Annotated in this window: 6 protein-coding genes; all 6 read right to left on the bottom strand. The window is 52.9% G+C overall.

Going from position 1 to position 6,885, the window contains the following annotated elements; genetic code table 11:
- Nucleotides 1-273 precede the first annotated feature (273 nt).
- Nucleotides 274-762 (bottom strand): hypothetical protein, encoded by a 489-nt coding sequence (locus QSJ34_RS18475; RefSeq protein ID WP_285578161.1) that lies wholly within the window; start codon nucleotides 760-762, stop codon nucleotides 274-276.
- 160 nt (nucleotides 763-922) lie between these two features.
- Nucleotides 923-1,807, bottom strand: coding sequence for a polysaccharide deacetylase family protein (locus tag QSJ34_RS18470; RefSeq protein WP_285578160.1), 885 nt, complete (start codon nucleotides 1,805-1,807; stop codon nucleotides 923-925).
- 163 nt (nucleotides 1,808-1,970) lie between these two features.
- On the bottom strand, nucleotides 1,971-2,468 hold the full coding sequence (locus QSJ34_RS18465; protein WP_285578159.1) for a DUF4145 domain-containing protein: 498 nt from the start codon (nucleotides 2,466-2,468) through the stop codon (nucleotides 1,971-1,973).
- Between the two features lie 399 nt (nucleotides 2,469-2,867).
- Nucleotides 2,868-3,320 carry a hypothetical protein gene (locus QSJ34_RS18460; protein WP_285578158.1) on the bottom strand — a complete coding sequence of 151 codons (453 nt, stop codon included), beginning with the start codon at nucleotides 3,318-3,320 and terminating at the stop codon, nucleotides 2,868-2,870.
- A 1,144-nt stretch (nucleotides 3,321-4,464) separates the two neighbouring features.
- A complete protein-coding gene (locus QSJ34_RS18455) occupies nucleotides 4,465-4,842 on the bottom strand; it encodes a VOC family protein (RefSeq protein WP_285578157.1) in 378 nt (125 codons plus the stop codon).
- 198 nt (nucleotides 4,843-5,040) lie between these two features.
- Nucleotides 5,041-5,496: an energy transducer TonB gene (locus tag QSJ34_RS18450; protein WP_285578156.1), complete on the bottom strand. Its 456-nt coding sequence runs from the start codon at nucleotides 5,494-5,496 to the stop codon at nucleotides 5,041-5,043.
- Nucleotides 5,497-6,885 lie beyond the last annotated feature (1,389 nt).

The following is a 6,885-nucleotide window of genomic DNA, read 5'->3' as shown; positions in this document are numbered from 1 at the left end:
ACGCCATTCTTGAACTGCGGAAAATTGGGAAATCGCATCGATTGGCGCTGGAGAATGACGTAATGACCAAGCTGGCGTGACCCGCGTACACCCAGAAAGCAGCATTGGAAGGGCGAACGAGGCCTAACGAGTGAGCTAAGCGGCCACGCCTGCACCGAGGCACTGAGCGGAGCCGAGATAGCAAAATGTTGAGAGAGAGCGGAAGGCAATGCAGGCGGGGTCCGACTTGAGCGGAGGGTTAGGCTGTGCTTGAACGGATGAAAGATGATTTGATTATAGGGCTTCGAATTCAATGGGAGAGGATTCAAGCGGGTGATCGATGAGGTGAAGGATCTTCTCGGCACCTGAAGCTACCTCAACTTGGTAGTAATACGAGGCGATTGCTCTGAACTTACCTCGGCGCTTCACGCCCAGTTCGGCCGGGGACCGATCATCAGTTACTGAGACGGATTGCCCAGGTTTGAGGCAGAGGAAATCTTCCGGGGTAGGCGGAGGCGGAGGGCAGAGAGCTCCAACGGATGAGTGCTCAAGGTCCCGGCCAGCCTTGTTCTTAATCCAAATCTCGACGCCTTTGAAAAGATCTTTGTAAATCCAGACTTCTTGGGTGGAGACATTTGTAATTGAGACTTTGAAACAATGCTTCGCACCCCTCTTCACAGGCTTTGAAGGGGCCTCAAGGCTGATGTTGAGTTGTTGACCGAACACGCTGGGCGTAAAACCAAGCAGGAACGCGCAGACAACGAATTTGATCCATCGATACATGGCACAGCCTAACGAATGAAGCTAACCGGCACCGCCTGCACCGAGGTGCTGAGCGAAGCCGAGGTAGCGAAATGCTGAGAGAGAGCGGAAGGCGATGCAGGCGGGGTCCGAGTTGAGCGAACGGTTAGGCAGCACGTCGCGTGAAACCTGAAAACGAGAGCTAGAGGCCTAATGCCTTAAGTTTGGGCTTTTCATAAATGTCGTCTTCACCAGGATAGCGCAAACCCGTAACGCCTTTTTCTTTGGCCAAAGACCAGAGAATGCTTTCACCGGCAGGCAAGACATTGGGTTTCATAGAATACAGCGGGTCCGCGAAAGCCTCTTCCGGGCTGATGATTGGCCAACCTTTGGACCTAAACATTTCAATTATGTCGGAGAGAAAGGCCGCATTGATTCCATTCGTGTGGAGAAGCAGGACGTGTTTGGCGCTGCGACCGAGCACCTGTTTGGCAAGGCCGTCGTAGTAAGTTGCGCGGTCCCACAAGTGCTCAAGGTAGGCTTGGCGGAAACCGGCGGTCTTGGTTCCGGGAGAATCATTCTCCGCATCTAAGAATCGTGCATTGTAGTGCCAATCACTGGCATCGATGCTTACCGGAGCTGGTTGATACCCATGGGTGGACATCCATACGCGGAACCCATCTCGTTTTTCCGTTGTGCTCCCCTCTTTTAAGTAGGGGAAGCGAAGCCTGGGGGTCCAACCTGGCATCGTCTTTAACAGTGTTTCGTATTTCTGAACATCAGCCTCGAAGGCCAGAAGGGTTGTTGTTTCTGCCGCCAAACTGAAGTGTGAGTAAGTGTGATTACCCACAAGATGCCCAGCCTCACCCCAGGCTCGTACCAAGGCGAGCCCATCAGGACTATCGACCCCCTTACCAGCGGGGAACAGAACAGATTTGACTTTGCCTTTGGCGAGGGCGGCGAGAATTGAAGAGTTCCAGGCTTTGCCTTGTGGTTGCTGTCTTGGATTAATGCCGTCGTCGAAGGAAAGGGCCACACTCTGGGCGCTGAGAGCGACTGGAACAAGCCATAAAACAAGTGATCGCACGCTGATTATCTCCTGTCGTTGTGTATTGCCTCGGAACGTGTAGGCTGCCTAACGATTGAGCTAAGCGGCCGCGCCTGCACCGAGACGATGAGCGGAGCCGAGGTAGCGAAATGCTGAGAGAGAGCGGAAGACAATGCAGGTGGGGTCCGACTTGAGCGGAGGGTTAGGGCTTCCTGGGCGCATGCTTTTTGGTAAGAGTTTTTGCCAACTCGGCAACCCGAGCTGAGCGACGCCCAATAATTTCACCAAGAGCATGCTCCAAAATTTCGAAGGCATCTAAAAGATCGGCGGCATTAAGTGAGCCATTATGACTGCCGGTATTTCCAAGCCACTTTAGCGCCATGAGTTGGGAACCAATTAAGGGCTCTCTTGTGACGTAAACTTCAATGCGGCCGTGAAGAGTTAGTTCTGTAAACTTGCCATTTTTATTTTTTCTTCTCTTTGGAACCCCAAGATGGTCCATTAAGCATTCAAGTGCTACCCGAATTCTCCCAGAACAGGATTCTCTATTGAGCCAGAAAAGTGAAAATGCCGCTCGGAGCTCACTTAAAATTTCTTTCGGTAATTTGTTGGGGAAAACAATCATATCTGGCATTGGAGTGCATATTTGAGGTGAGAAAAAATCACCCCAATCCCAGTTATGCTCGTCGACTTGTTCCATTCCAACGCCACCGGTCCCTGAAATAGCAAACAATTGTTTACACGAGGGATGTGTGCATTGTGCCCAGGCTGTAAACGAGTATGAAATCCACCCTGGATCCCACTCATCATGGCCATGCGCACGAATTGAATCGGTGGTTTCATGATATGTCAAAGAATCCATGACAATCGCCAATGCCCCCTTTCTACAGAATGAGCATGGCCATGGTGGGCACTCATCTTTGGTTATTTGTTGGGTCCAGATGTTTCGATCCATGATTGGTGGCCCTAACGAATGAAGCTAAGCGGCACCGCCTGTGCCGAGACGCCGAGCGGAGCCGAGATAGCGAAATGCTGAGAGAGAGCGAAAGGTAATGCAGGCGGGGTCCGACTTGAGCGCTGGGTTAGGCCGACGATAAGGCTAAGACCTGGATTGTCGAAGGGTCTGAGCATCAAGGCGATCCTGGGGCCTACCAGTTGCTTCTTTATTACGAATCAATTCATCGATGCCAATGACCATTACGGGCTGATCTCCGTAGGCAGACGCGACTCGATGCTCCCAGGCTTCCTGGAACTCGACCCCATCAATGACGGTGATGATGTCTATTCGATTGGGTGGGAGACCCATTTGGAAAACGATGCCTGGAGTGGAAAGATCTTGAAGAGTCAGATCGAGGAACGGTGCGCCGAATTCATCGAGAGCATTCCAAACTTTTTGGGCGTTATCAGGATTCGCTTTGACCCAGACATCGAGATCTTTGGTGAATCTGGGTGCACCGTGAACCGCAAGAGCATAACCGCCGATGATGAGAAATTCAGCGTGCGCGGCGTTCAACGCGGCAAATAGATCTCTGAAGTCGGGATTCACACTCATTGGGACGAGTCCAAGTGAGGTACTCGAGGGTTAGATCCCACAGGGCCTCCATGCGCGCTTGAGCTGTCTGGTTTACGAATGGGTCCATCTCAATGGATTCAGGCTCGTGGAGCCTAGTGATTCGAGATATGCCTTGTCTTCGGCGTTCCGCGGGAAGCATGTTTCATTTTAGCACTTTGCGCCCGCAATGGGTAAGAGACCTAACGAAGGAAGCTAAGCGGCCGCGCCTGCACCGAGACGAGGAGCGGAGCCGGGATAGCGAAATGATGAGAGAGAGCGGAAGGCAATGCAGGCGGGGTCCGACTTGAGCGGAGGGTTAGGCGTGGGGAGGACACTGATTTATGACCTATTGTGATTCACGAGCTACCTGGAAATCTTAAATGATTCCAGACCACGAACTGGCGCATAGCAATCTACTAGGAATTGCTGATATGGCTTCTTGCGGACCTTCCACGTCCCAAATGTGTTCGTAGCCACCTGTTGAATAGTCAGCAACCACGACAGTGTTACCCCATTTGGCCAACCAAGCGATGACCCACTTGTAGTCAGGTGGGTCTGCTTCATTGGGGGCCATTACCAAGATGGTGGCTCGTCGAAGGGTTGGGGACATGTTGATCGAACGCCTAACGAAAGAAGCTCAGCGGACCAGGCGCTGGCGCCTGGGTCCGTTGCAGCGAGAGGTTAGGCCGAGCCCGAAGTAATGGTGCCCCGAGCGTGCACCACCTTGGAATTTGAGCCTGAATGGATGGGAGCGAAAGTTCATGCCGACGACCCCAAAGGGAAAGTGCCGGAGTTATTGCGTGGAGTTGAAGGATCGGGCGCTGAAGCAGCTTCAATGATGGCAGAAATCCATGGGCCGACGGTTGATGAGTAAGCAATAACGCCATTCTTGGATTGCTGAAGAATGGGGAATCGCACGGATCGGCGCTGGTGCATGACGGGACGACCGGGCCTGCGCGGCCCGCACAGACCCAGAAGACAGCATTGAACGGGCGAACGAGGCCTAACGAATGAAGCTAAGCGGCCGCGCCTGCACCGATACGCGGAGCGGAGCCGAGATAGCGAAATGCTGAGAGAGAGCGGAAGGCAATGCAGGCGGGGTCCGACTTGAGCGGAGGGTTAGACCGCGGGACGAACCTTGGGTTCAGGATATTGGGGATTCTGGAGGTTGCCAGAGTTCGATTCGATTCCCCTCTGGATCCATGACCCAGCCGAATTTCCCGTAATCAGATTCATCGACTTTGGAATCAACATCGCACCCTTCTGACCGAAGGGCATCTAGGACTGAATGGAGGTCCTCGACCACATAATTCACCATGAATGAAGACTTGCTCGGTGTGAAGTTTTCAGAGTCTTCAGGGAAGATGCTCCAGACCGTCATTCCGTCTGGCCGATTCCATGGGAAAGCCGTGCCACCCCAATCTTGAACATCGATGCCCAGGTGGGTCTTGTACCAAGCTCGAAGCACTTCTGGATTACGAGCCTTGAAGAAAATCCCACCGACTCCGACGACCCTTTTCATTGGAGCACCTCGTTTGAATGTGACCTTGAGTTTTGCCCATGATTGGCGGGCTAACGAATGAAGCTAAGCGGCCGCGCCTGCACCGAGACGATGAACGAAGCCGGGATAGCGGAATGATGAGAGAGAGCGGATGGCAATGCAGGCGGGGTCCGACTTGAGCGAGAGGTTAGGTGGCCCAGGCTGCATTTTGTAAAATGGTTACAGTATCTCGAAGTTATTTGATTCATTTCCCCAGATTACTTTCATATGCACGTGTGCACCCAGAATTATTCCTTCTGGATGTGTTGAGGTAATTACCTTCGCAGGGTTAAATTTAACTTTCTTAATCCATTCGATAGCATATGGCTGTAGTTCGAGATTGCCTGAAATTGCTTTCAGTTCAATTGGGTTCCCATCTGAATCGACGATTAGTTTGATTACCGCATAGCCCGTAATTTTTGGTGCTCCTTCCTTTCGGCGAATATCAGGTATTGGGGTGAAGGACAAAATGGAGGGGCGATTGACAGTTGCGGTCATTTTAGACGGTTCTTCGATTAACGGCTTATTTGCTAGAGGAGCACAATCCACCAAGGAAATGAGAGAAACCAAGATAAGCGTCTTAGCGCCGATCCAAGTGATCAAGGCGGGTTGGTGTTGGACTGGCGAGCTGTTCATTTGGACACCTAACGAAAGAAGCTCAGCGGACCAGGCGCTGGCGCCTGGGTCCGTTGCAGCGAGAGGTTAGGCCGAGCCCGAAGTCATGGTGCCCCGAGCGTGCACCACATTGGGGTTTGAGCCTGAATGGATGGGAGCGGGAATTCATGCCGACGACCCCAAAGGGAAAGTGCCGGAGTTATTGCGTGGAGTTGAAGGATCGGGCGTTGAAGCAGCCTCAATGATGGCAGAAATCCATGGGCCGACTGTTGATGAGTAAGCAATAACGCCATTCTTGGAGTGCTGAAGAATGGGGATTCGCACGGATCGGCGCTGGTGAATGACGAGACGACCGGGCCTGCGTGACCCGCGCACACCCAGAAGACGGCAGTGAACGGGCGAACGAGGCCTAACGAACCAGGCTAACCGGCACCGCCTGCGCCGAGGCGCTGAGCGTAGCCGAGGAAGCAGGGAGTTGAGAGAGAGCGGAAAACAATGCAGGCGGGGTCCGAGTTGAGCTAAGGGTTAGAGCCACCGTGCTGTGCCCATTGTTTTGCATTGATACCAAAAACTGCTCGAAACCTTGAAACTGGGCCTCTGTAAATTTAAGGATGTGGAACCGATACAACTCACCAGACTTTGTTCTAAATGAACAGATCTCTCGCACCTCGCCTGATTGCTGATCCTGAAGGAGCTTTGGGAATCGTTCAGTGAGAATGGTGCCAAACACTTCTCGGATAGGGATGTCGACCTGGTATGGAGCAGGTCGAATCGATTCTTGGCTTCGAATGCCAGACAGTAGGGAGTCAATGCTGATCTTCTGGGCGGCGCCTCGATGAATGAACCTTGCCAGCTGAGTACTCGACTTAACGGCCTTCAGTTTCTGAATCGAAGTGTTACTCGCCGCCACGGCAGCGAACAATAGAATGGCGGCAGGAGTGAGGTGCATTCGGGGTGGCCCTAACGAAGGAAGCTAAGCGGCACCGCCTGCACCGAGACGATGAGCGAAGCCGGGATAGCAAAATGCTGAGAGAGAACGGAAGGCAATGCAGGCGGGGTCCGACTTGAGCGAGAGGTTAGGCAGGCCGCTTTTTATAGTAAGTGAAAAGCTGAACGGCTGAATTGAGAAGGTAAAGAGCTGCCCCAATGAGAAAGATCGTGCGACGTGGATTTGGAGAGCTAAAACTGAGGGCGATAAAAATCACTCCGGCAAGAAGAAAACCGATGCCGCTCAGGAGATGTAATTTGTGGCGGGTGCTTGGTGAAATCATGATTCGGCTGCCTAACGAAAGAAGCTCAGCGGACCAGGCGCTGGCGCCTGGGTCCGTTGCAGCGAGAGGTTAGGCCGAGCCCGAAGTAATGGTGCCCCGAGCGTGCACCACCTTGGGATTTGAGCCTGAATGGACGGGA

The sequence above is a fragment of the Geothrix limicola genome (genome assembly GCF_030268085.1).
GTDB lineage: Bacteria > Acidobacteriota > Holophagae > Holophagales > Holophagaceae > Geothrix > Geothrix limicola.
The sequence above is the reverse complement of the archived record's forward strand: the minus strand, read 5'-3'. Positions and strand labels throughout refer to the sequence as shown.

What these genes read in the sequence shown, in the direction of transcription:
- QSJ34_RS18475 (WP_285578161.1), bottom strand. Translation starts at nt 762, where the DNA reads ATGTATCGATGGATCAAATTCGTTGTCTGCGCGTTCCTGCTTGGTTTT.
- QSJ34_RS18465 (WP_285578159.1), bottom strand. Translation starts at nt 2,468, where the DNA reads ATGGAACAAGTCGACGAGCATAACTGGGATTGGGGTGATTTTTTCTCA.
- QSJ34_RS18460 (WP_285578158.1), bottom strand. Translation starts at nt 3,320, where the DNA reads ATGAGTGTGAATCCCGACTTCAGAGATCTATTTGCCGCGTTGAACGCC.
- QSJ34_RS18455 (WP_285578157.1), bottom strand. Translation starts at nt 4,842, where the DNA reads ATGAAAAGGGTCGTCGGAGTCGGTGGGATTTTCTTCAAGGCTCGTAAT.
- QSJ34_RS18450 (WP_285578156.1), bottom strand. Translation starts at nt 5,496, where the DNA reads ATGAACAGCTCGCCAGTCCAACACCAACCCGCCTTGATCACTTGGATC.